Origin of the sequence: Enterovirga sp. CN4-39, assembly GCF_049446235.1 — a bacterium.
Lineage (GTDB): Bacteria > Pseudomonadota > Alphaproteobacteria > Rhizobiales > Beijerinckiaceae > Enterovirga.
In genome coordinates this window covers 289313-308811 of the sequence record NZ_JBMSEF010000001.1, presented here as the reverse complement: position 1 = coordinate 308811, position 19499 = coordinate 289313, and the positions used below count along the sequence as shown (strand labels likewise).

At 65.4% G+C, this 19499-nt stretch carries 17 protein-coding genes; 2 read left to right on the top strand and 15 right to left on the bottom strand.

Going from position 1 to position 19499, the window contains the following annotated elements; translation table 11 throughout:
• The first annotated feature begins 99 nt into the window (after positions 1 to 99).
• Together ACO2SS_RS01575 and ACO2SS_RS01570 are read left to right on the top strand one after the other, a co-directional pair.
• On the top strand, positions 100 to 744 hold the full coding sequence (locus tag ACO2SS_RS01575; protein ID WP_423275795.1) for a TIGR00730 family Rossman fold protein: 645 nt from the start codon (positions 100 to 102) through the stop codon (positions 742 to 744).
• 126 nt (positions 745 to 870) lie between these two features.
• Positions 871 to 1299, top strand: coding sequence for a hypothetical protein (locus tag ACO2SS_RS01570; RefSeq protein WP_423275794.1), 429 nt, complete (start codon positions 871 to 873; stop codon positions 1297 to 1299).
• Positions 1300 to 1322: 23 nt separating this feature from the next.
• Here the strand turns inward: ACO2SS_RS01570 and dnaE are convergent, their stop codons facing one another.
• The 15 genes from dnaE to nuoH form a co-directional block, all read right to left on the bottom strand.
• Positions 1323 to 4817, bottom strand: coding sequence for a DNA polymerase III subunit alpha (gene dnaE / locus ACO2SS_RS01565; protein ID WP_423275793.1), 3495 nt, complete (start codon positions 4815 to 4817; stop codon positions 1323 to 1325).
• Between the two features lie 108 nt (positions 4818 to 4925).
• Positions 4926 to 5618, bottom strand: coding sequence for an ABC transporter ATP-binding protein (locus ACO2SS_RS01560; protein ID WP_423275792.1), 693 nt, complete (start codon positions 5616 to 5618; stop codon positions 4926 to 4928).
• A gap of 5 nt (positions 5619 to 5623) precedes the next feature.
• Entirely contained in the window at positions 5624 to 6862 is a 1239-nt protein-coding gene (locus ACO2SS_RS01555; RefSeq protein WP_423276217.1) for a lipoprotein-releasing ABC transporter permease subunit, read from the bottom strand.
• Positions 6863 to 6918: 56 nt separating this feature from the next.
• Positions 6919 to 8241, bottom strand: coding sequence for a proline--tRNA ligase (gene proS, locus ACO2SS_RS01550; RefSeq protein ID WP_423275791.1), 1323 nt, complete (start codon positions 8239 to 8241; stop codon positions 6919 to 6921).
• A gap of 380 nt (positions 8242 to 8621) precedes the next feature.
• Positions 8622 to 8951 carry a DUF1467 family protein gene (locus ACO2SS_RS01545; protein ID WP_423275790.1) on the bottom strand — a complete coding sequence of 110 codons (330 nt, stop codon included), beginning with the start codon at positions 8949 to 8951 and terminating at the stop codon, positions 8622 to 8624.
• A gap of 3 nt (positions 8952 to 8954) precedes the next feature.
• Positions 8955 to 9359 carry a methylmalonyl-CoA epimerase gene (gene mce, locus ACO2SS_RS01540; RefSeq protein ID WP_423275789.1) on the bottom strand — a complete coding sequence of 135 codons (405 nt, stop codon included), beginning with the start codon at positions 9357 to 9359 and terminating at the stop codon, positions 8955 to 8957.
• A 34-nt stretch (positions 9360 to 9393) separates the two neighbouring features.
• Entirely contained in the window at positions 9394 to 11007 is a 1614-nt protein-coding gene (locus tag ACO2SS_RS01535; protein ID WP_423276216.1) for a ribonuclease J, read from the bottom strand.
• 53 nt (positions 11008 to 11060) lie between these two features.
• On the bottom strand, positions 11061 to 11852 hold the full coding sequence (locus ACO2SS_RS01530) for a biotin--[acetyl-CoA-carboxylase] ligase (RefSeq protein ID WP_423275788.1): 792 nt from the start codon (positions 11850 to 11852) through the stop codon (positions 11061 to 11063).
• Between the two features lie 5 nt (positions 11853 to 11857).
• Positions 11858 to 13294 (bottom strand): NADH-quinone oxidoreductase subunit NuoN, encoded by a 1437-nt coding sequence (gene nuoN, locus ACO2SS_RS01525; protein WP_423275787.1) that lies wholly within the window; start codon positions 13292 to 13294, stop codon positions 11858 to 11860.
• Positions 13295 to 13299: 5 nt separating this feature from the next.
• On the bottom strand, positions 13300 to 14811 hold the full coding sequence (locus ACO2SS_RS01520; protein ID WP_423275786.1) for an NADH-quinone oxidoreductase subunit M: 1512 nt from the start codon (positions 14809 to 14811) through the stop codon (positions 13300 to 13302).
• A complete protein-coding gene (gene nuoL, locus ACO2SS_RS01515) occupies positions 14811 to 16892 on the bottom strand; it encodes an NADH-quinone oxidoreductase subunit L (protein ID WP_423275785.1) in 2082 nt (693 codons plus the stop codon). Before nuoL ends, ACO2SS_RS01520 begins: the two co-directional genes overlap by 1 nt.
• Before the next feature lie 9 nt (positions 16893 to 16901).
• Complete coding sequence (gene nuoK, locus ACO2SS_RS01510) at positions 16902 to 17213, bottom strand: NADH-quinone oxidoreductase subunit NuoK (RefSeq protein ID WP_423275784.1); 312 nt, start codon at positions 17211 to 17213, stop codon at positions 16902 to 16904.
• On the bottom strand, positions 17210 to 17833 hold the full coding sequence (locus ACO2SS_RS01505; protein ID WP_423275783.1) for an NADH-quinone oxidoreductase subunit J: 624 nt from the start codon (positions 17831 to 17833) through the stop codon (positions 17210 to 17212). The genes nuoK and ACO2SS_RS01505 overlap by 4 nt, the downstream gene beginning before the upstream one ends.
• A gap of 113 nt (positions 17834 to 17946) precedes the next feature.
• Complete coding sequence (gene nuoI / locus ACO2SS_RS01500; RefSeq protein ID WP_423275782.1) at positions 17947 to 18435, bottom strand: NADH-quinone oxidoreductase subunit NuoI; 489 nt, start codon at positions 18433 to 18435, stop codon at positions 17947 to 17949.
• Positions 18432 to 19496, bottom strand: coding sequence for an NADH-quinone oxidoreductase subunit NuoH (gene nuoH / locus ACO2SS_RS01495; protein WP_423275781.1), 1065 nt, complete (start codon positions 19494 to 19496; stop codon positions 18432 to 18434). The genes nuoI and nuoH overlap by 4 nt, the downstream gene beginning before the upstream one ends.
• Positions 19497 to 19499 lie beyond the last annotated feature (3 nt).

Here is a 19499-nt window from a genome sequence, read left to right as displayed (position 1 = left end):
GGACCCACGCTCATGTCGTTCCTGTTCGCGCGTTTGCCTGGATGATCGTAATCTCATCCCCACGTTACGACCCGAAACGTTTTACAACAAGGAGATAGCATGCAGCAGGACAAGGCGGCACGCGATCGCTCGGCCTCGGCCGGCGAGAGCGGGCTCCGGAGGGTCTGCGTCTATTGCGGGTCCAGCCCGGGCCGCGACCCCGATTTCGAGAGAGCCGCAGCGGAATTCGGACGCCGCCTCGCCGAAGCCGGTCTCGGCCTCGTCTATGGAGGCGGCGACGTGGGCCTGATGGGAACGACCGCCCGCTCCGTTCTGCGACACGGTGGGCACGTCACCGGGATCATCCCTGATTTCCTTCGCCGCCGGGAAAACATGCTGGACGAGGCTCAGGAGACGATCGTCGTTCCGGACATGCATACCCGCAAGCAGCTGATGTTCGAGAAGGCGGACGCCTTCGTCGCCCTGCCTGGAGGCGTCGGCACGCTGGAGGAACTCGTCGAGCAGATGACCTGGTCCCAGCTCGGACGGCATACGAAGCCAATCCTGCTGCTCGACTTGAACGGCTTCTGGCGGCCGCTGATCGATCTCCTCGCGCACATGCGTCTGAACGGCTTCATTCGCGAAGGTCTCGAGCTGAACTACGGCGTGGCGGAGAAGGTCGAGGACCTCATTCCGATGATGGAGGCGAGCTACCGGCGCCTCGGCGGGGTGGAGAATGCCGGGGCCATCAAGGCTCACTTCTGATCCAGGCCGTCACCGCTCCCTGGGGAGGGAGCGGCAGGGCCGGCTAGACAGGGCGCGACATTCTGGTCACGCTCCCGCCCGGAATGGACTCGGGCGAGGAGGCCCTGTCCGTCGGGGAGGAGACGAATGTCGGGATGGAAATCGCTTCTTCTTGTCTGCGGAACGCTGGCGATCGCCGGAAGCGCCCAGGCGCAGACCTCGCTCTTTGACCCGCCGCCGGCGAACAGCGGCGCGGCGCCGCTGACCCCACCGGCCGGAGGCGGCACCACCGCGGCGACCCCAAGAGCGAAGCCGAAGGCGAAAGGCCCGACGCCGGCGCGGGTGCTCAACATCACCAACGATAGCGGTGCGGCCCTCACGGGCCTCGAGATCTCGGCGGAAGGCAAGTCGGCGACCCTCACCAAGGAGTTGCCGACCGGAAAGTCGGCCACGCTGCGCCTGCCGGCCCTGAAATCATGCACCGTGGCGATCTCGGCGACCTTCGAGGGCTCGCCGGCATCCGACACCCACGAGCATGATATCTGCAAGGACCGGAAGATCCGGTTCACGAACTGATTCGGGAGGGGCTCGGCCCTCCCTCAGGTTATCTGGACGTCCACCACGCCCGGCACCGCCCGCAGCGCTCCGGCAATTGCGGGCGAGGCCGGGAAGCGGCCGCGCAGCTTCACCTCGACCTCGCGCTCGCCCTCGTCGAGGATGAGGATGAGCGAGATCTCGCCCTCTGCCCGCGCCTCGCCGCCCCGAGCCCGGAGGCGCTCCTGCACGCTGGGAATGGGCCGAGGATCGCGCAGGAAGATGCGCATGTCGTTCTTGTGCCGGCCGAGCGCGTCATCGAGAGGCTCGACCGATTGGATCCGGGCGCGGACCTCATCGCCTTCGACGCCGGCCTGGAGAACCAGGAGCACCGGCCGGCCCGGCTCCAGCAAGTCGCGGTAGGTGGTCAGCCCTTCCGAGAAGATGATGGCTTCGTAGTGGCCCGTCTGATCGGACAGGTTCACGATACCCATCTTGTTGCCGCTCTTCGTCCGGCGTTCCTGCTTGTCGAGCACGCTCGCCGCGACCCTTCCCACCGATCCCCCGCTCGCCTTGGCGGTCCGGCAGAAGTCGGCCCAGGTCTGGACGCGCAGCTTCTTCAGGAGGTCGCCGTACTCGTCGAGGGGATGCCCCGACAGGAAGAAGCCAACGGCCTCGTATTCCTTCCGCAGGCGCTCCGAGGCCGGCCAGGTCTGATGGAGGGGGATGCGGAGTTCGACGCCGGCGCCCGACACGCCGCCGAACATGTCCAGCGCACCGCCGGTACGCATGTCGAGCGCCTGCTGCGCGAGCCCCATCATCGCATCGATCGCAGCGCTCGCGCGGGCCCGGTCGGGCTCGATTTCATCAAGAGCGCCGGCTGCGATGATGTTTTCGAGAGTGCGCTTGTTGAGAAGGCGCGGATTCATCCGCTGCGCCAAGTCAGTGAGGCTCCGGAAGGGCTTGTCGCCCCGCGCCTCGATGATCGCCTCGACGGCTCCGCGGCCCACCCCCTTGATGGCGGCAAGCGCGTAGCGGATCGCGCCATTCCCGTCCCGGTCACGCTCGACCTGGAACACGACGCCCGACTTGTTGATCGAGGGCGGCTCCACCCTGATGCCCAGGCGCTGCGCCTCCCGCCTGAATTCCCCGAGCTTATCGGTGTTGTCGAGGTCCATGGTCATGGACGCCGCCAGGAACTCGACCGGGTGGTTCGCCTTCAGGTAGGCCGTGTGATACGAAACGAGGGCGTAGGCCGCCGCGTGGCTCTTGTTGAAGCCGTAATCCGCGAACTTCGCCAGAAGGTCGAAGATCGTGTTGGACACATCTTCGGATAGCCCCCGCTCGGTGCAACCCTTCACGAAGATGGCGCGCTGAGCGTCCATCTCCGCCTTGATCTTCTTGCCCATCGCGCGACGCAGCATGTCCGCGCCACCGAGCGAGTAGCCGGCCAGGAGCTTGGCCACTTCCATGACCTGCTCCTGGTAGACGATGATGCCGAAGGTCTCCCGGAGAATGGGGGCGAGCTTCGGGTGCGGGTACCAGGTCTCCTCCGGATCCGGGTCGCGGCCGAGCTTGCGCGAACAATAGACCGGGATGTTGGCCATCGGACCAGGCCGATAGAGCGCCACCAGGGCGATCAGGTCTTCGATGCGGTCCGCTTCCATCTCGCAGAGCGCCTTGCGCATGCCTGCGGATTCCACCTGGAACACGCCAACCGTTTCACCGCGGCCGAGCTGCTCGTAGGTCTTTTTGTCATCGAGCGGGACGGCCGCGAGGTCGATCTTTACGCCCTTCGCCTCGATGAGCTCGACGGCCTTCTTGAGGACGGTCAGGGTCTTGAGGCCGAGGAAGTCGAACTTCACGAGCCCGGCCTGCTCGACCCACTTCATGTTGAACTGGGTGACCCGCATCCCGGTCTTCGGGTCTCGGTAGAGAGGGACCAGCTCCTCGAGCGGACGGTCGCCGATCACGACGCCGGCCGCGTGGGTCGAAGCGTGTCGGTGAAGTCCCTCGAGCTTCTTGGCGATGGCGAGCATGCGCCCGACGACCGGCTCCTCCTCGGCCGCCGCCTGAAGCTTCGGCTCGCCGGCGATCGCCTGCTCGAGCGTGACGGGGTTCGCCGGATTGTTGGGGACGAGCTTCGTGAGCTTGTCGACCTGCCCGTAAGGCATCTCAAGCACGCGGCCCACGTCGCGCATGACGCCGCGCGCAAGCAGTGTACCGAAGGTGATGATCTGGGCGACCTGCGGCTCGCCGTAGCGCTGCTGGACGTACTCGATCACCCGCTCACGCCCATCGACGCAGAAATCGATGTCGAAGTCAGGCATCGACACGCGCTCGGGATTGAGGAAGCGCTCGAAGAGCAGGCCGAACCGGATCGGATCTAGATCCGTGATCGTCAGGGCGTAGGCGACGAGCGATCCTGCGCCCGACCCGCGGCCGGGCCCGACGGGGATGTCGTGCTCCTTCGCCCACTTGATGAAGTCGGCGACGATCAGGAAGTAGCCCGGGAACTTCATCCGGGTGATGACGCCGAGCTCGAACTCCAGGCGCTCGTGGTATTCCTCGACCGTGCAGCCCGCGGCAGGCCCGTGCGCGGCGAGGCGGGCCTCGAGTCCGTCCTTCGCCTGTCGCGCAAGTTCGGCGGCCTCGTCGAGCGTCTCCGCATCCTGGCCCGTGCCGAAGGTCGGCAGGATGGGCTTCCGCGTCCTCACCCGGAAATGGCACCGCATCGCGATCTCGACCGTCGCCTGCAGGGCGTCGGGCAGATCCGCGAAAAGCTCGGCCATCTCAGAGCGGCTGCGGAACCGGTGCTCGGGCGTGAGCCGGCGGCGGTTATCGTCGGAGACGAGCCGTCCCTCGGCGATGGCGAGAAGGGCGTCCTGCGCTTCGTAGTCGGACGCCGATGAAAAGAACGGCTCGTTGGTGGCGACAATCGGGATGCCGCGCTCGTCCGCCATGTCGATGAGCTGGCCTTCGACCATGCGCTCGACATCGAGCCCGTGGCGCTGGATCTCGACGTACAACGCCTCGCCGTAGGCCTCTTGCAAAACCGCGAGCCGCTTCCCGGCAAGGTCCGCGCGCGCACCATCCCGGAGGGCGGAATCGATTGGTCCCGTAAAGCCCCCCGTCAGCGCGAAAAGGCCGGCAGCGTGCTCCCTCAGGCAGGCGGCCCGGACATGCGGCGGGTCCCCGAGCGGCACATCGAACTGCGCCCGGCTCGCCAGCTTCATGAGGTTGCCGTAGCCCTCCTCCGAAGAGGCGAGCAGGACGATGTTCGACGTCTTGACGCCGGGCTGGCGGGCATTCGGTTCCGGCTCCTCGAAGCAGACCGAGAGCTGGATGCCGGCGATCGGCTGGATGCCCTTGCCGGCGAGCTTTTCGGAAAACTCGAGCGCTCCGAAGAGATTGTTCGTGTCGGTCAGCGCGAGCGCGGGCTGGCGGTCCTTCTCCGCAAGCTTCTGCAGATCGGCGATCTTCAATGCGCCTTCGAGCAGCGAGTAGGACGAGTGGACGTGCAGATGCACGAAGCCGACGTCACGTAGAATGCGCGCCATGGTCTCGGATTCTGAGCTGGGCAGCCATCTTTCGCCGGAGGCGCGGCGGAAGTCGATCCTGCCCGAAGTCGCGTCCCCAGATTCGCGCCCCGAACTGGAGCGCCCGGCTCAGTCGAGTTCGACGAGCTTGCCTTCCTGAAGGGTCAGCCGCCGATCCATGCGCTCGGCTAGCTCAAGGTTGTGGGTCGCAACGAGGGCAGCGAGGCCGGAAGCCCGCACGAGCGACACCAAGGTCGAGAAAACGTGGCGGGAGGTCTGCGGATCGAGGTTGCCCGTGGGTTCGTCGGCAAGCAGCAGCCGCGGGGCGTTCGCCACCGCGCGGGCAATCGCGACCCGCTGCTGCTCGCCGCCCGAGAGTTTCGCGGGGCGGTGGGTCAGGCGCTCCCCAAGGCCGAGGAAGGTCAGCAGTTCGGCCGCACGCCCTCGTGCTTCCTTTCGCGACAGGCCACGGATCATCTGCGGCAGGACCACGTTCTCGAGTGCCGTGAACTCGGGCAGGAGATGGTGGAACTGGTAGACGAAGCCGATCTCCTCGCGACGCATCCGCGTGCGCTCGGCGTCTCCCATGGCGGCGGTGGAACGGCCGCCGAGCAACACGTCGCCCCCGTCGGGCTTCTCAAGCAGACCCGCCACGTGAAGCAGGGTCGATTTTCCAGCGCCTGACGGTCCGACGAGCGCGACCATCTCGCCCGGCACCAGGCTGAGATCCGCGCCCCGCAGAATTTCCAGGAAGCCGTCGCCCTCGGGATAGCGACGCTCGACGCTCGCCAAGCGGAGCGCCGGAGAAGGCTGTTCGGCCATGCGGGTCAGCCGTACCGAAGCGCCTCGACGGGATCGAGCCGCGCCGCACGCCAGGATGGGTACATGGTGGCGAGAAGGGAGAGCGCCATTGCGAGCACGACAACCGTCGTGACCTCCGTCGGGTCGACCACGGCGGGCAGTCGGGACAGGAAGTAGAGCTCGGCAGGGAACAGATTCGCGCCGGTGAGGCCAGAGATGAGCTGCCTGAGCGTTTCGATGTTCAGGGAGACGAGGAGCCCGAGCGCAACGCCCGCAAGGGTACCTACGATGCCAATCGAGGCGCCGGTCACGACGAAGATCCGCATCACGGCGGAGCGCGTCGCACCCATCGTGCGCAGGATGGCGATATCGCTCGACTTGTCTTTCACGAGCATCACGAGGCCCGCGATGATGTTGAGCGAGGCGACCAGCACGATCAGGGTGAGGATCAGGAACATGACGTTCCGCTCGACCTCGAGGGCGGAGAAGAACGTGCGATTTCGCTGGCGCCAGTCAGTCAGGAGCACCGGCCTCTCGGCCGCCTGCTCGATCGCGTAGCGTGCCTCATCGACCCGGTCGGCATCGTCGAGGAACACCTCGATGAGAGTTGCGTCCCCTTCCCGGTTGAAGAAGGCCTGCGCCTCCGTCATCGGCATGTAGATGAACGTCGCGTCGAACTCGGACATGCCGATCTCGAACACGGCGACGACGGGGAAGCTCTTGATCCGAGGCGTCGTGCCGAAGGGAGTGGCCGCGCCGCGCGGCGTCAGCAGCGAGATGGTGTCTCCCGCCTGAATACCGAGCGCGTCGGCCAGCCGGCGCCCGATCGCGACCCCGCCGGCCGTATCGAAGTTCTCGAGGGTACCCTGCCGCAGATTATCGGCCACCGCCGTGATCTTCGGCATGTCGTCGCCCCGAACCCCGCGCACGAGGGCGCCGGATCCATTATAAGGGGATGAGGCGAAAACCTGCCCTTCGACAAACGGGACGGCGCGCTTCACGCCATAGACCTTCGAGAGCCGATCAGCGACGTCGGCGTAATCGGTCAGGGGACTATCGATTGCCGCGACGAAGATGTGGCCATTGATGCCGACGAGCTTCTCGAGGAGCTCCTTGCGGAACCCGTTCATCACCGAAAGGACGATGATGAGCGTGGCGACCCCGAGCATGATCCCGAGGAAGGACAGCAGCGCGATCAGCCGCGTCTTCAGGTAGCGCCCGGCGAGCAGCCACTCGAAAGGGGCAAATGGCAACCCGGCGGGCATCCCTGCCGGCAGCCGGAACGGCAGTCGCAGCGTCCGCCTCTCGCTGCCCATCCCGGTCAGCCGCTGATCCGCCGCATAGCGTCGGCAGGCGACAGCAGTTCACGCTCTCCCGTTGCACGGCGCTTGAGCTCGACCTTGCCGTCCGCGAGGCTCTTCGGCCCGACGATCACTTGCCAGGGGAGCCCAATGAGGTCCGCCGTCGCGAACTTAGCGCCAGGACGGTCATCACGATCGTCGTAGAGCACGTCAAATCCCGCTGCCGTCAGTCCCCGATAAAGGTCGCCGCAGGCGGCATCCGTCGCCGAGTCGCCGACCCGGAGGTTGAGGATGCCGACCTGGAACGGCGCAATCGCGTCCGGCCAGACGATTCCGGCATCATCGTGGCTCGCCTCGATGATCGCGGCGACGAGGCGACTCGGCCCGATCCCGTAGGAGCCCATATGGACGTCGTGCTCGGTCCCGTCGGGCCCCATCACGCGCGCGCCCATTGGGGCTGAGTACTTCGTGCCGAAATAGAAGATGTGGCCGACCTCGATGCCGCGCGCGGAGACCCGATCGCTCTCGGAAAGTGCCTCGAACTCGCCCGCATCATGCATCTCGGACGTCGCGGCATAGAGCGAGGTCCAGCGATCGACGATGCCCTGCAGATCCTCGCGGGACTCGAAGTTCGTGTCCGCCGGCGGGGTTGCGAACTCGAGATAGTCCTTGTGGCAGAAGACCTCACTCTCGCCCGTCGAGGCGAGGATGATGAATTCGTGGCTGAGGTCACCGCCGATGGGGCCCGTATCGGCACGCATGGGGATCGCCTTCAGCCCGAGCCGCGCGAAGGTGCGGAGATAGGCGACGAACATCTTGTTGTACGAGTGGCGCGCACCGGCCTGGTCGAGGTCGAACGAGTACGCATCCTTCATCAGGAACTCGCGGGAGCGCATCACGCCGAAGCGGGGGCGGACCTCGTCCCGGAACTTCCACTGGATGTGGTAGAGGTTCATCGGAAGGTCGCGATACGATCTCACGTAGGACCGGAAGATGTCCGTGATCATCTCCTCGTTGGTCGGCCCGAAGAGCATCTCGCGCTCGTGCCGATCCTGAATGCGGAGCATCTCCTTGCCGTACGCGTCGTAACGCCCGGATTCCCGCCAGAGATCTGCCGACTGGATGGTCGGCATCAGAAGCTCGATCGCGCCTGAGCGATTCTGCTCCTCGCGCACGATTTGCTCGATCTTGCGTAGCACGCGATAGCCGAGCGGCAGCCAGGAGTAGATGCCGGCCGATTGCTGCCGGATCATGCCCGCACGCAGCATCAGGCGGTGGGAGGCAATCTCGGCTTCGCGAGGAGCCTCGCGGAGAATCGGAAGAAGGAAGCGGGAGAGGCGCATCGAAGGTGATTTGCTGGAGCGAGACGCAGGCCAAAGCGCGTCAACGGCGCTCGTGCGCCCCGCTATCGAGCGAACCGCCGAGGAATGCAAGACGGCAAACAGAGCGTCGAAGTTCCGCAATCCTGGAGACGAACGACCTCTACTTTCGTCGATCAGGAGTAGATTTGAGGTGACAGGTCCTCTCGGGTGCCATAAACAAGTGCGCATCGGCCGCACCCGAAAAGAGCGTGCGCCGGGTCCAAGTCCTGGGAGGAAGCCAAGCTTCGGCCCGCCGTCACAGGGACGGCTTATCGGAGACCGAAGACAATCAACGATCTGCCGAAAGGCCGAGAGCAGGGCTGAGAAGCCTTGCTCTTTTGTTTTGGTGCTGCAGCCGAGCGCTACAGCCCTGACAGCGGAAAGAACGCTGCGATGGCGACGAAGACGCCGTCCGCGACGATTGTGGTCCAGATCGCCCTTTCCCTCAGCGCCGGATTCGCGGGCGCGCCGGGGTCGGTTCCAGCCGCAATCTCGCCCGTCTCCGCCTGCGTCCGAACGCGTACCGGCAGAATCGCAAAAACGAGCGTCCACCAAACCACGAAGTAGAGGCCGAACGCGCCGGCGACGCTGAGCTTCAGCAACACGCCCGCGTAGATCCCGATGCCGGCGAGAACGAAGATCGCAAGAAGAGTCGTCGCGAGCGACCGCGCCGCCCAATTCACCAGGAACATTGCTCAGGCCTGCTCGAGTTCCGTGAGCGTCCCGCAGAAATCCTTCGGATGCAGGAAGAGGACGGGCTTGCCGTGAGCGCCGATCTTCGGCTCGCCTCCGCCCAGCACGCGCGCTCCAGCGGCGACGAGCCTATCTCGCGCGCTGTTGATATCGTCCACCTCGTAGCAAAGGTGATGGATGGCACCGTCCGGATTGCGATCCAGGAAGGCGCGAATCGGCGAGTTCTCCCCGAGCGGTTCGAGGAACTCGATCTTCGTGTTCGGCAGGTTGACGAACACGACCGTCACCCCGTGTTCCGGCTGCGGAAGGGGGGCGGACACATCCGCGCCCAGTGTGTCGCGATAGACGCGCGTCGCGGCTGCGAGGTCCTTCACCGCGATTGCGACATGGTTCAGCCGCCCGATCATCCTGCCACCCTTTGAGTCCACGAGGTCGGCCGGCTTATACCTCGACCACCAGCACATGGCAGGCAGGCTTCTTGCCCCAATGCGCTCGAATAACGCCGCGAATGGCCCGCGAAACCGCCTGCTCCACGGCCTCGGGATCACGCCGTCGGGCACGCGGCAGCCCGTTCAGCGTCTCGGCGATCGCGTCGTCTATCAGCTCTGCGAAGGTCTCGCCCGATCGCGTGCGCTCGGGAATTCCCATGTGCTCGACGGCCGGATCGCCGGAGAGCTCCCCGCGCTGGTCGATAGCGATTGCGACCGAAACGATGCCCGCAAAGGCCAGCTTTCGGCGCTCGGGAATGGCCTTGTCGGCTTGGCCGATGATCACGTCGCCATCGCGATAGAGTCGACCGGCGGGAACGTGCTCGATGACCTCGGGCTGACCTGGTGCGAGCCTCACCATGGTGCCGTTGCGCGCCCGAACAACGTTCGGCACGCCCTGCTTCCGAGCGAAATCGGCGTGGACAGCCAGGTGCAGGTCCTCGCCGTGCACCGGGACGGCGACCTGCGGCCGGGTCCACGCATACATGCGGGCCACCTCGTCCTTTCGCGGGTGGCCCGAAACGTGGACTAGGTGCGTGCGGTCGGTGATCACCTCGATCCCGCGCCGGACGAGGTTGTTTATGATCGCGTTCACCGGGGTCTCGTTGCCCGGGATGGTCCGGGACGAGAAGATGACCCGATCACCCGCAGAGAGCGCTATGTCAGGGTGCTCGTCCTCTGCGATGCGCGACAGAGCGGCCCGCGGCTCGCCCTGCGAGCCGGTCAGCAGCGCGACGACCCGGCTTCGGTCGAGATAGCCGTAGGCCTGGGGCGGGTTGAATTCGTTCAGGCCCGACAGATAGCCGCAATCGTCCGCCACCCCGACGACCCGGTCCATCGCCCGGCCGACCACCACGACTTCGCGGCCGCAGGCCTTCGCAGCTTCGGCAACGGCTCGGATGCGGGCGACATTGGAGGCGAAGGTCGTGATCGCCACCCGATGCGGCGCGTCCGCGATCAAGTCCTTCAGGGCTGCCGCAACATCCGATTCGCTCGGGCTGACCCCGTCCCGGACCACGTTCGTCGAATCGCAGACGAGCGCCAGCACGCCTTCGTCGCCGAGTGCCCGGAAGGCTGCCTCCTCGGTCGTGCCGCCGAGATACGGCGTCGGGTCGATCTTCCAGTCGCCCGTATGGACCACGAGCCCGGCCGGGGTCCGGATCGCGAGCGCATTTGACTCGGGGATCGAGTGTGAGACCGGCACGTACTCGACGCTGAAAGGCCCGAGCTGGAGCCGGTTTCCAGGCACTATCTCGTTCAGCTCGATCTTCGGCGCACCTGGCTCGCTCAGCTTGCGGGTCTCGACCAAGCCGACCGCGAACCGCGTTGCGTAGACCGGAGCCCGGAGCCGGGGCCACATCTCGACGAGTGCGCCGATATGATCCTCATGCGCGTGAGTGATGATGATTCCGAGGAGATCCTCGCTGCGCTGCTCGATGAAGGACAGGTCCGGGTACATCAGGTCGACGCCCGGCATGTGCTCCTCGCTCGCGAAGCCCATGCCGCAATCGACCAGGATCCACTTCCGCCGCCGCTCCGGCCCGAAGCCGTAGAGGGCGGCGTTCATTCCGATCTCGCCGACGCCCCCAAGCGGCAGAAAGACGAGTTCGTCGTCAGCGCTCACGCAACAGCCTCCCGGCGCGCACTCGCCGCCGAACCAAAATAAACCTCGCCGGCGCTGATCGTTCGGACCGCGCCCTCCTCCGTCCGAAGCACGAGTTGACCGTGCTGGTCGATGGTCTGGAACGTGCCCGAGATGACGCTGGAACCGGACCGGATGGAGACCGGCCCGCCAAGCCCCGAGGCTCGGGCGAGCCAAAGCTCACGAATGCTGCCGAATCCCCTCCCCTGATCCCAGAGCTGGACACTTCGCACCCATTCGGCGCTCAGTGCTGCGAACAGCTCTTCCGCCGTGACCGAATGGCCAAGAGAGCGAAGTGAGGCGGTCGGATAGGGCAGCCCCTCCGGCGCGTGCACGACGTTGACCCCGATGCCGATCACGACGGCGCGTGTGGAGGGAAGGCTTTCGGTCTCGAGGAGTATCCCGGCGAGCTTCGCCCCATCGGCCAGCATGTCGTTCGGCCATTTGAGGCGAAACGCAGCCCCGGCTTGGCAGCATCGCTCAAGCGCCTGCGCGAGAGCCACGCCGGCAACAAAACCCAATGTCGCAATGCCGGCCGGATCTGCATCCGTGTTCAGCGCGAGGCTCGCCGCGAGGTTGCCCGGCTCCGTTCTCCAGGAGGAACCACGCCGCCCCCGACCTTGCGTCTGGTGGCTGGAGGCAACCCAGAGCGGCCCCTGCTCGCCAGAGCGAAGCCGCTCCAGCGCGTCCGTGCTGGTCGAGCCGACCGTATCGTGCGCGATGAGCCTATAGCCGGCGTCGAGAGCCTCTGGCGCGAGGGCGAATGCCATCCCGCTCAGAAGAGCGATCGCGCCGCGGCGGCAGCGGAATTCACCAGCGGGGCCGGGACGACCCAGAACAGGGTGACGACAACGCTACAGGCGATCAGCACGGCCTCGGCGCCGGGAGCCATGCGCTCGAAGGCCGGTTTCGGCTCGTCGAAATACATCACCTTGACCACGCGGATGTAATAGTAGGCGCCGATCACGCTGGTCACCACACCGATGACGGCCAAGGTGTAGAGCCCAGCCTGAACCGCCGCCGCGAAGACGTAGAACTTCGAGAAGAAGCCGGCGAGAGGCGGAATTCCAGCGAGGGAAAACAGCATCATGGCGAGCGCGAAGGCGCGCCAGGGATGTGTCGTGGCCGCACCCGCAAGCTCGTCGATCGTCTCCAGATACCGGTCCCCTCGGCGCATCCCGATGATCACCGCGAAAGCGCCGAGCGTCATGGCGAGATAGATCGCCATGTAGACGATGACGCCCTGGATGCCCTCGGGCGTGCCTGCCGCGAGCCCGATAAGGGCGTAGCCGACATTGCCGATCGAGGAATAGGCCATCAGGCGCTTGATGTTGCGCTGGCCGATTGCCGCGAAGGAGCCGAGCGCCATCGACAGGATGGCGACGAAAATGATGATCTGCTGCCAGGAATGGATGATGTCGGGGAACGCCCCGATGAACACCCGGACCGCCATCGCCATCGCGGCGACCTTCGGGGCCGACGCAAAGAAGGCGGTGACGGGAGTGGGCGCGCCCTCATAGACGTCCGGCGTCCACATGTGGAACGGCACCGCCGAGATCTTGAACGAGACGCCGGCCGCGACGAACACGATGCCCAGGATCAGGCCGATCGGCGCCTCCCCGCGGACGACCTCTGCGATCGCCGGGAAGGAAACGGTGCCCGTGAAGCCGTAGATCAGCGACGCGCCGTAGAGCAGCATGCCGGAAGAGAGCGCGCCGAGGACGAAGTACTTCAGGCCGGCTTCCGTGGAGCGCGTGTCGTCGCGATGGATCGCCGCGACCACATACGCCGCGAGGCTCTGCAGCTCGAGGCCGAGATAGAGCGAGATGAGGTCGTTCGCCGAGACCATCATCATCATGCCCACTGTCGAGAGCAGGATGAGAACCGGAAACTCGAAGCGAATGAAGCCCTCGCGCTGCATGTAGTCGGACGAGAGCGCGAGCGCCGCCGCCGAGCCAATGAGGACCAGAGCCTTCATGTACTTGGCGAAGCCGTCGGCGATGAAGGCGCCGCCGAGGATGGCGTTCTTCGACGAAGGAAGAAAGGCGACGGCAATCAGCGCCAGCAGGAGGACGACGAACGCGCCCGTCCCGACGATGTTTGTCGCCCGCTTTCCGGAGAAGGCGCCGACCATGAGGAGCACAAGCGCCCCCACTGCCACGATGATCTCTGGCGTGGCGAGGCCGAAGCTCGAAGCCGCGAAGCTCTGCATTGTCGTCAGTTACCGGAGAGTGCCGCGGTCTTGACCGCCGCCATGGCGGTCTCGACGCCCCTGATAAGGGCTTCGGTGGGAGGCGCGAAGGTGTCGAGGATCGGGCCGGGCTGCACGCCGTAGTAGATCGTGAGCAGCACGAGGGGCGCGAACGTGATGATCTCGCGCCGGTTCAGGTCGAGGATGCCGGCGAGCGAGCGCTTCTCGAGCGGGCCGTACACGACGCGCGCGTAGAGCCAGAGCGCGTAGCCCGCAGAAAGGATCACGCCGAACGCCGAGAAGAACCCGACCCAAGGATTGGACCGGAAGGCGCCCAGCATCGTGAGGAACTCGCCGACGAAGCCCGACGTGCCGGGAAGGCCGACATTGGCCATCGTGAAGATGAGGAACACGACCGCGTAGAGGGGCATGCGCTTCACGAGGCCGCCATAGGCCGCGATATCGCGGGTGTGGATGCGGTCGTAGACCACACCGACGCAGAGGAAGAGCGCACCAGAGACGAGGCCGTGCGAGATCATCTGGAACATGGCGCCCTGGATCCCCTGCGGATTCAGGGAGAACAGGCCCATGGTCACGAAGCCCATATGCGCCACCGACGAGTAGGCGACGAGCTTCTTCATGTCCTCCTGCACCAGCGCGACCAGCGAAGCGTAGATGATGGCCACGATCGACAGCGCGTAAACGAGGGGCTGGAAGTACAGCGAGGCGTCCGGGAACATCGGCAGCGAGAAGCGGATGAAGCCGTAGCCACCCATCTTCAGCAGGATGCCGGCGAGGATCACCGAACCCGCCGTCGGGGCCTCCACGTGGGCATCGGGCAGCCAGGTATGAACCGGCCACATCGGCATCTTCACCGCAAACGAGGCGAAGAACGCGAGCCAGAGCCAGGTCTGCATCGAGACCGGGAACCGGTGCTGCAGCAGCGCCTGGATGTCGGTCGTGCCGGCCTGCCAGTACATCGCGATGATCGCGAGCAGCATCAGCACGGAGCCGAGCAGGGTGTAGAGGAAGAACTTGAAGGACGCGTAGATGCGCCGCTTGCCGCCCCAGATGCCGATGATGAGGAACATCGGCATGAGGCCGGCTTCGAAGAACAGGTAGAAGAGCACGAGGTCGCCGGCCGCGAAGACGCCGATCATCGTCGTCTCGAGCACCAGGAAGCAGACGTAATACGCCTTCACCCGCCGCTCGATCGCCTCCCAAGACGCCAGGATGCAGAACGGCATCAGGAACGTCGTGAGGAGGATGAACGGCATGGCGAAGCCGTCCACCGTCAGCTTGAAGCGGATCGTCTCCGCCAGCCAGGCATGAGTCTCGGTCAGCTGGAATGCAGAAGTCGTGGGATCGAACCGGCTCCAGGCGTAGAGCGAGAGCAGGAACGTCGCTAGCGTCGTGAACAGCGCGATCCAGCGGGCGTTTGAGCGCACATCCGCATCGTCGCCGCGCAGCGACAGGATGATCGCGGAGCCGACGAGCGGGACGATCAGAAGACCGGCGAGAATGCCGAGGCCGAACATCAGTGCGCCCCCGCGCCGGTGAGAAGGTACCAGGTGATCAGGGCAGCAACCCCGATCAGCATGACGAACGCGTAGTGATAGACGTAGCCGGTCTGCAGCCGCATGACGCCACGCGTCACGTCGACCACCCGGGCCGAGATGCCGTCGGGCCCGAGACCATCGATGACGGTGCCGTCGCCCTGCTTCCAGAGGAAGCGGCCGAGCCACTTCGCACCGCGCACGAAGACGAAGTCATAGATCTCGTCGAAGTACCACTTGTTGAGCAGGAAGCGGTACAGGATCGGGTTCTGCGCCGCCGCGCGGCCGGGCAGGTCCGGCCGGCGGATGTACATGAGGAAGGCGAGCAGGAAGCCCACGATCATCGCGACGAAAGGCGACCACACCACCCAACGCGGGGCGTGATGCATCTCCTCGAAGACCTTGTACTGGGTCATGCCGAGGGATTCACGCCAGAACTGCTCGGCGTCGTGGCCGATGAAGAACGGCGCGAAGATCATGCCGGCGAAGATCGCCCCGAAGGCGAGCACGCCGAGCGGGATCAGCATGACGAGCGGGCTCTCGTGCGGCTGGTGGTCGTGGCCGTGGTCGCCGTGCTCCAGATGCGAATGCGCAGCCGGCTCGACGTCATGCCCCTTATCGTCGTGAGCGACGCCCTCATGGTGGCCCGGCGCGCCATCGGCATGGTGCGAGCCCGCATGGCCAGCCGCATGAGCATGCGCATCGTGCGACCCGCCCCAGCGCGGCGTCTGCTCGAAGGTCATGAAGAACAGGCGCCACGAATAGAACGACGTCATGCAGGCCGCGATCACCGTCGCCATGAAGCCAAGCGCCGCGCCCGGGTTATGCGACATGTAGGCCGCCTCGATGATGGCGTCCTTCGAGTAATAGCCCGCGGTGAACGGAAAGCCGGTCAGCGCCAACGTGCCGATCGCCATCATGGCCGTCGTGAACGGAATGTAGCGGCGCAGCGCGCCCATGTTCCGCATGTCCTGCTCGTGGTGCATCGCATGGATGACCGAGCCGGCCCCGAGGAACAGCAGCGCCTTGAAGAAGGCGTGGGTGAACAGGTGGAAGATGCCGGCTCCGAAGGCGCCGACCCCGAGCGCGACGAACATGTAGCCGAGCTGCGAACAGGTCGAATACGCGATCACGCGCTTGATGTCGTTCTGCACGAGGCCGACCGTCGCGGCGAAGAACGCCGTGATCGCGCCGATGACCGTCACGACCGTGAGCGCATTCTGCGAGAGCTCGAAGAGCGGCGACATGCGCGCCACCATGAACACGCCCGCCGTGACCATGGTCGCGGCGTGGATGAGCGCCGAGACGGGGGTCGGGCCTTCCATGGCGTCCGGCAGCCAGGTGTGCAGCAGGAACTGCGCCGACTTTCCCATCGCTCCCATGAACAGGAGCAGGCAGGTGATCGTCACCGCGTTCCAGTTGTAGCCCAGGAACAGGAACGTCTCGTCCTTCACCTCCGCAACGCGCGGCAGGATCTGGTCGAGGGCGACCGAATTGAACAGGATGAAGACGAGGAAGATGCCGAGGAGGAAGCCGAAGTCGCCGACCCGGTTGACGATGAAGGCCTTCATGGCCGCCGCGTTCGCGGACGGCTTCTCGTACCAGAAGCCGATCAGCAGATAGCTCGCCAGGCCAACGCCCTCCCAGCCGAAGAACATCTGGACGAGGTTGTCGGCCGTCACCAGCATCAGCATGGCGAAGGTGAAGAGCGACAGGTAGGCGAAGAACCGCGGCCGGTGCGGGTCCTCGTGCATGTAGCCGATCGAGTAGAGGTGGACGAGCGCGGAGACGCTGGTCACGACAACCAGCATCACGGCCGTCAGCGTGTCGATGCGGAACGCCCAGTCGACCACGAGGTCGCCCGAGACCATCCAGCTCGCGACCTGGACACGAGTCGCACCCGAGCCGAAGCCGACCGAGATGAAGGCGATCCAGGACAGGAACGCCGACACCCCGAGCAGGGCAGTCGTGACGATCTCGCTCGGCCGCGGCCCGATCACCCGGCCAAAGATGCCGGCGATCAGGAAGCCGATTAGGGGGAGAAAGACAATCGCGTGGTACATCGGGCGGTATCAGCCCCGCATCATGTTGATGTCTTCCACCGCGATCGAACCCCGATTGCGGTAGAAGGTGACGAGGATCGCAAGGCCGATCGCCGCCTCGGCGGCAGCCACGGTCAGAACGAAGAGCGCGAAGACCTGGCCGACGATGTCGTTCAGGTGCGACGAGAACGCGACGAGGTTGATGTTCACGGCGAGCAGGATGAGCTCGACCGACATCAGGATGACGATGACGTTCTTCCGGTTGATGAAGATGCCGAGGACGCCGATCGTGAACAGGATCGCCGCGACCGTGAGGAAGTGCCCGAGCCCGATCGTGGTCATCGCGTGAACTCCCCGAGGCCCTGACGGGAAGGCACCTTGTGCATCTGCACCGCCTCCTCTGGCGTCCGCGCAACCTGCTTGGCGATGTTCTGGCGCCTCACCCCAGGCCGATCCCGGAGGGTCAGGACGATCGCGCCGATCATCGCCACGAGCAGGATCAAGCCTGCGGCCTGGAAGAAGTAGGAGTAGCGCGTGTAGAGCACGCGCCCGATTGCCTCGGTGTTGGTGATCGCCTCGCCAGGAGGCGTCGCAGCGATGGGCACCCGTAGCGCCTCGGGGCTCACGGCCCAGGTGGAGACGACGAGCAGGATCTCGACGAGGAAGATCAGCCCGATCAGCGCCCCGACGGGCAGATATTGCTGGAAGCCCTGGCGCAGCTCGGCGAAGTCGACGTCGAGCATCATCACGACGAACAGGAACAGCACCGCGACGGCGCCGACATAGACGACGACCAGGATCATCGCCAGGAACTCGGCGTGGAGCAGGACGAACAGCCCTGCCGCATTCACGAAGGCGAGGATCAGGAACAGCACCGACTGAACGGGATTGCGCGAGGCAACCACCATCACGGCCGACGCGACGGTGATCGCCGCGAAGATGTAGAAGAAGAGTGCTTGCATCGGCGATCGGGTCTCGTCCCGGCCTCTTCGGGTTCAGGCGGGACCGTCGAGTCCCGGAGGTCTATAGGCCCGTGCCCCGGATGGGACAACGGCGGGTCGCATGCGTTCAGGGCTTAGCGGTACGGCGCATCCATGCGGATATTGCGCTGGATCTCGCGCTCCCACCGGTCGCCGTTCTCGAGAAGCTTCTGCTTGTTGTAGAGGAGCTCCTCGCGCGTCTCGACGGAGAACTCCATGTTCGGCCCCTCGACGATAGCGTCCACCGGGCAGGCCTCCTGGCACATGCCGCAATAGATGCACTTCACCATGTCGATGTCGTACCGGGTGGTGCGCCGCGTGCCGTCGTTCCGGCGCGGGCCGGCCTCGATGGTGATCGCCTGTGCGGGGCAGATCGCCTCGCAGAGCTTGCAGGCGATGCAGCGCTCCTCGCCGTTCGGGTAGCGGCGCAAGGCGTGCTCGCCGCGGAAGCGGGGCGAGTAATAGTTCTTCTCGAAGGGATAGTTGATCGTCGCCTTCGGCTTGAAGAAGTACTTCATCGACAGCACGAATGCCGCGACGAACTCCTTCAGGAGAAGCGACGTAGCCGCCTGGGCGACGTTCATTGCACGACTCCTCTCGTCGCGACCGGCTCGGGCACGACAGGGCCGCGGGGGGCCAGATCGGTTAGCTTGAGGACGCCCGCGACGAGCACCACCATCACCAGCGACAGGGGAAGAAAGACCTTCCAGCCGAGCCGCATGAGCTGGTCATAGCGGTAGCGCGGCACGAAGGCCTTAACCATCGCGATCATGAAGAACAGGAAGCTCGCCTTCAGCACGAACCAGATCACGCCCGGGATCCAGGTGAAGGGCGCGAAGGGGATCGGCGAGAGCCAGCCGCCGAGGAACAGGATCGTGCCCAGCGCGCACATGGTCATGATCGCCACATACTCGCCGAGCATGAACATGAGGAACGGCGTCGACGAGTACTCGACCATGTAGCCGGCGACGAGCTCGGATTCGGCCTCGGGCAGGTCGAAGGGCGGCCGGTTCGTCTCGGCCATCGCCGAGATGAAGAAGACCACGAACATCGGGAAGAGCCAGAGCCAGTACCAGCCGAAGATGCCGAAGGCGCTGTCCTGCGCCTCGACGATTTTCGTGAGGTTCAGCGAACCGGCGCACATGAGCACGGTGATGATCACGAAGCCGATCGAGACCTCGTAGGACACCATCTGCGCCGTGGAGCGGAGAGCGCCGAGGAACGGATATTTCGAGTTCGAGGCCCAGCCGCCCATGATGACGCCGTAGACGCCGAGCGAGGACACCGCGAACAGGTAGAGGATGCCGACATTGATGTCGGCGATGGCCCAGCCGGCGTTCAGCGGGATCACCGCCCATGCCGCGAGCGAGATCGTCGCGAACACGAAGGGCGCGAGCAGGAAGATGCCCTTGTTCGCGGAAGCCGGAATCACCGGCTCCTTGAAGAAGAACTTGGTCAGGTCGGCGAAGCTCTGCAGGAGGCCCCATGGGCCGACTACGTTCGGCCCGCGCCGGAGCTGGACCGCGGCCCAGACCTTGCGGTCCGCATAGAGCGCGAAGGCGATGAAGACGAGCAGCGCGACCAGGAGGACGACGCTCTTCAGCGCAATCAGCAGGACCGTCAGAATGATGTCGGTGGCGCTCATGGA

What these genes read in the sequence shown, in the direction of transcription:
- ACO2SS_RS01575 (WP_423275795.1), top strand. Translation starts at nt 100, where the DNA reads ATGCAGCAGGACAAGGCGGCACGCGATCGCTCGGCCTCGGCCGGCGAG.
- ACO2SS_RS01570 (WP_423275794.1), top strand. Translation starts at nt 871, where the DNA reads ATGTCGGGATGGAAATCGCTTCTTCTTGTCTGCGGAACGCTGGCGATC.
- dnaE (WP_423275793.1), bottom strand. Translation starts at nt 4,817, where the DNA reads ATGGCGCGCATTCTACGTGACGTCGGCTTCGTGCATCTGCACGTCCAC.
- ACO2SS_RS01560 (WP_423275792.1), bottom strand. Translation starts at nt 5,618, where the DNA reads ATGGCCGAACAGCCTTCTCCGGCGCTCCGCTTGGCGAGCGTCGAGCGT.
- ACO2SS_RS01555 (WP_423276217.1), bottom strand. Translation starts at nt 6,862, where the DNA reads ATGCCCGCCGGGTTGCCATTTGCCCCTTTCGAGTGGCTGCTCGCCGGG.
- proS (WP_423275791.1), bottom strand. Translation starts at nt 8,241, where the DNA reads ATGCGCCTCTCCCGCTTCCTTCTTCCGATTCTCCGCGAGGCTCCTCGC.
- ACO2SS_RS01545 (WP_423275790.1), bottom strand. Translation starts at nt 8,951, where the DNA reads ATGTTCCTGGTGAATTGGGCGGCGCGGTCGCTCGCGACGACTCTTCTT.
- mce (WP_423275789.1), bottom strand. Translation starts at nt 9,359, where the DNA reads ATGATCGGGCGGCTGAACCATGTCGCAATCGCGGTGAAGGACCTCGCA.
- ACO2SS_RS01535 (WP_423276216.1), bottom strand. Translation starts at nt 11,007, where the DNA reads ATGAACGCCGCCCTCTACGGCTTCGGGCCGGAGCGGCGGCGGAAGTGG.
- ACO2SS_RS01530 (WP_423275788.1), bottom strand. Translation starts at nt 11,852, where the DNA reads ATGGCATTCGCCCTCGCGCCAGAGGCTCTCGACGCCGGCTATAGGCTC.
- nuoN (WP_423275787.1), bottom strand. Translation starts at nt 13,294, where the DNA reads ATGCAGAGCTTCGCGGCTTCGAGCTTCGGCCTCGCCACGCCAGAGATC.
- ACO2SS_RS01520 (WP_423275786.1), bottom strand. Translation starts at nt 14,811, where the DNA reads ATGTTCGGCCTCGGCATTCTCGCCGGTCTTCTGATCGTCCCGCTCGTC.
- nuoL (WP_423275785.1), bottom strand. Translation starts at nt 16,892, where the DNA reads ATGTACCACGCGATTGTCTTTCTCCCCCTAATCGGCTTCCTGATCGCC.
- nuoK (WP_423275784.1), bottom strand. Translation starts at nt 17,213, where the DNA reads ATGACCACGATCGGGCTCGGGCACTTCCTCACGGTCGCGGCGATCCTG.
- ACO2SS_RS01505 (WP_423275783.1), bottom strand. Translation starts at nt 17,833, where the DNA reads ATGCAAGCACTCTTCTTCTACATCTTCGCGGCGATCACCGTCGCGTCG.
- nuoI (WP_423275782.1), bottom strand. Translation starts at nt 18,435, where the DNA reads ATGAACGTCGCCCAGGCGGCTACGTCGCTTCTCCTGAAGGAGTTCGTC.
- nuoH (WP_423275781.1), bottom strand. Translation starts at nt 19,496, where the DNA reads ATGAGCGCCACCGACATCATTCTGACGGTCCTGCTGATTGCGCTGAAG.